4 protein-coding genes are annotated in these 2257 nt (G+C 69.0%); 1 reads left to right on the top strand and 3 read right to left on the bottom strand.

All coding sequences use genetic code 11. The features are described 5' to 3' along the window. The coding region (locus tag A4R44_RS45050; RefSeq protein WP_198545692.1) for an AfsR/SARP family transcriptional regulator at nt 1-266 on the top strand (266 nt) is incomplete at its 5' end. Between the two features lie 112 nt (nt 267-378). Here A4R44_RS45050 and A4R44_RS49825 read toward each other — a convergent pair. The 3 genes from A4R44_RS49825 to A4R44_RS51640 form a co-directional block, all read right to left on the bottom strand. Continuing rightward, nucleotides 379-951 (bottom strand): hypothetical protein, encoded by a 573-nt coding sequence (locus A4R44_RS49825; protein ID WP_067595768.1) that lies wholly within the window; start codon nt 949-951, stop codon nt 379-381. A gap of 114 nt (nt 952-1065) precedes the next feature. Beyond that, entirely contained in the window at nt 1066-1953 is an 888-nt protein-coding gene (locus tag A4R44_RS45040) for a nucleotide disphospho-sugar-binding domain-containing protein (RefSeq protein WP_067595766.1), read from the bottom strand. Between the two features lie 93 nt (nt 1954-2046). Beyond that, nucleotides 2047-2257: hypothetical protein (locus tag A4R44_RS51640; protein ID WP_232792082.1), on the bottom strand; the 211-nt coding region annotated here is incomplete at its 5' end.

Raw genomic sequence — 2257 nt, 5'->3', positions numbered from 1 at the left:
TGCTGATGGAGACCGAGCTGCTGATCGGGCGGCACCGCGAGGTCGTCGGGCAGCTGTCCGCACTGGCGAAGGAACACACGCTGCGCGAGACGTTCACCGAGTACCTGATGACCGCGCTGGCTCGGTCGAATCGGCGGGCCGAGGCGCTGGAGACGTTTGCTTCGGCTCGGCAGAATTTGGTGCAGCAGCTGGGGATCGAGCCGGGCAGCTCAATGCGGAAGCTGCATCACAGCATTCTTGTCGGCGAGATGTCGGACGCGGTCTGATCGCGTCCGATTCGGCCCAGCCTTCCCGCCTTTGCGCGGGAGGCTGGGCCAAAAGCCGTGAGGGGAACCCTGAAGGAATCTGATTCCCTCAGGGTTCCCCTCACGGCTTTCCTCAGCTGCGGTAGACCGAGACTACGAAACCGCCGCAGGTGACTGGTTCTCCGTACCAGCCGCCCCAGCGGCCGTCCAAGGCCAGGCCGGCCAGTTCGGCCATCAGGTCCAGTTCGGCGGGCCACACGTAGCGCAGGGGCAGTGCGGCGTCGGCCAGGTGCACGATTTGCCGGACGTCGTCTACTGCGCGCACTCGGGCGTCCGCGGTCCAGCACGCCGGGTCCGGGTGGCGGCCCTGGACCACCAGTGCACCGCCTGGGCGCAGGAGGCGGCTGTAGCGGCCGATCGCACGCAGCTGGTCTCGCTGGTCGGGCAGGCGGGACAGCACATCCGCGCCCAGGTAACCGGCGTCGAAGCGCGGGCCGGGTTCCAGGTGGACCTCGTAGCCTTCTCCGGCCAGTGCGTCCGCCACGGGGCCGCCGCCGGGGACCAGGACCCGGCCCGAGCCGTGGTGCCGGGATACGCGGTCGGTTACTTCGGCGAGGAACGCGACCGCGCCCGCGGGGTCGTCCGCCAGCGGGGCCAGCCACGCGGCCACGGGATCGACCGGCTTTTCCATCACCCGGGTCGGCATTGCCGCCACCTCACTTCACGCAGTGGTCCTCTCTACTCCACAGAGAGTGCCGGAACGATCTAAAGCCGACCTAGCGGGATCGGGGCCCCTAGGCGTGGCGAAGGAGAGAGCGGGTCAATCGTCGTCCCCACCGGTCAGCACGGCGGCAACCGCACGAGGAGCCGGTAACGCGGCCACCTCCGCACGCAACGCGTCCGCACCGGCGCGAAGCGTTTCGTCGGTCAGCCGGGAAATCCCTTCCGCCGAGCCGGAAAGCCCCGCGCCCGCAGCGGTGACACGCGCGTCGAAAGCGGACTCGGCCAACGACAGCTGCGGCAGTCCGTACGCCACCGCGGCAAGCGCCAAAGTCTCGTCCCCGTCGTGCACCACCGCCACGCAGGTCGGCAGCACGGCGGCCGGAGGTGCGGAGTCGACGAGTTTCACCTTCCGCGGCAAGGTGAGCCCGGCCGGCAGTTCCGCCGCGCAGACGATCTCGGCGTCCACATCGGACAGTTTGCTGAATACCGGCGCATACCAGGAAGGATCGTTCAGCGACAGGAGAACGCGAGTGTGGCGTGCCTTGCGACGCAGCCAGTCGGGGATCTCGACGGGCCCGAAGTACGGCACGTGCCGCAATGAAGCGTGAGGAGAGCCCTTGTCGCGCAACGAAGGAGGAACGACGTCGAGTGTGTGGTCCGCAGTGACGTCGAAGTCCGCTGGCCCGAGCACGCGAACCGCCCTGGCCCCGGCCTCGCGGGCGGCGGCGGTTCCGGCGGGCGCGTTCGACACCACTACGGCGGGCCGCCACAGTCGCGCGAACTCGGCCAGCTTGGCGGATTCGGTCAGCTCCGCGTCGCCGTCTTCGAGTTCGGCCGCGACGCAGCCGGTGCGGAGGATGTCCTCGACGAACGCGGGCCGTCCGGCGATTTTCACGTCGTGTCCGGCGGTCCGCATCGCCCAGGCCAGTGGCACCAGGGCGTGCAGACGGGCCGTTGCCGACGGCGTGGCCAGGAGTACACGCATGGGATCGCTCCAGAGACGGCAAAACCGGGCCGGGGTGGACAGTCCTGCTGAGACTATCCACCCCGGCCCGGCCCGGCGTACCCCTAGAAACCGTTACTGGCCCGGCATTTTCACCGCTTCGATGGCATTGCGGCGCATCGCCAGCCTCGCCGAGAGCGCGGTCGCCGGCCACACGATCAGGAAGATCGCGAGCACCACGGCGAGGAACACCCAGACCGGTCCGGACGGGATGATTTCGCCGGTGGTCAGCGCCATCGGCACTACCGTGAAGAGCGAGATCACAATGCCGAGCACCAGCCCGGTC

The sequence above is a fragment of the Amycolatopsis sp. M39 genome, from assembly GCF_001651785.1.
Taxonomy (GTDB): domain Bacteria; phylum Actinomycetota; class Actinomycetes; order Mycobacteriales; family Pseudonocardiaceae; genus Amycolatopsis; species Amycolatopsis rubida.
This window is presented reverse-complemented; position numbering and strand designations above follow the sequence as displayed.

Bases quoted from the DNA above. Each gene is read 5' to 3' on its own strand.
- A4R44_RS45040 (WP_067595766.1), bottom strand. From the start codon at position 1,953: ATGCGTGTACTCCTGGCCACGCCGTCGGCAACGGCCCGTCTGCACGCC.
- A4R44_RS49825 (WP_067595768.1), bottom strand. From the start codon at position 951: ATGCCGACCCGGGTGATGGAAAAGCCGGTCGATCCCGTGGCCGCGTGG.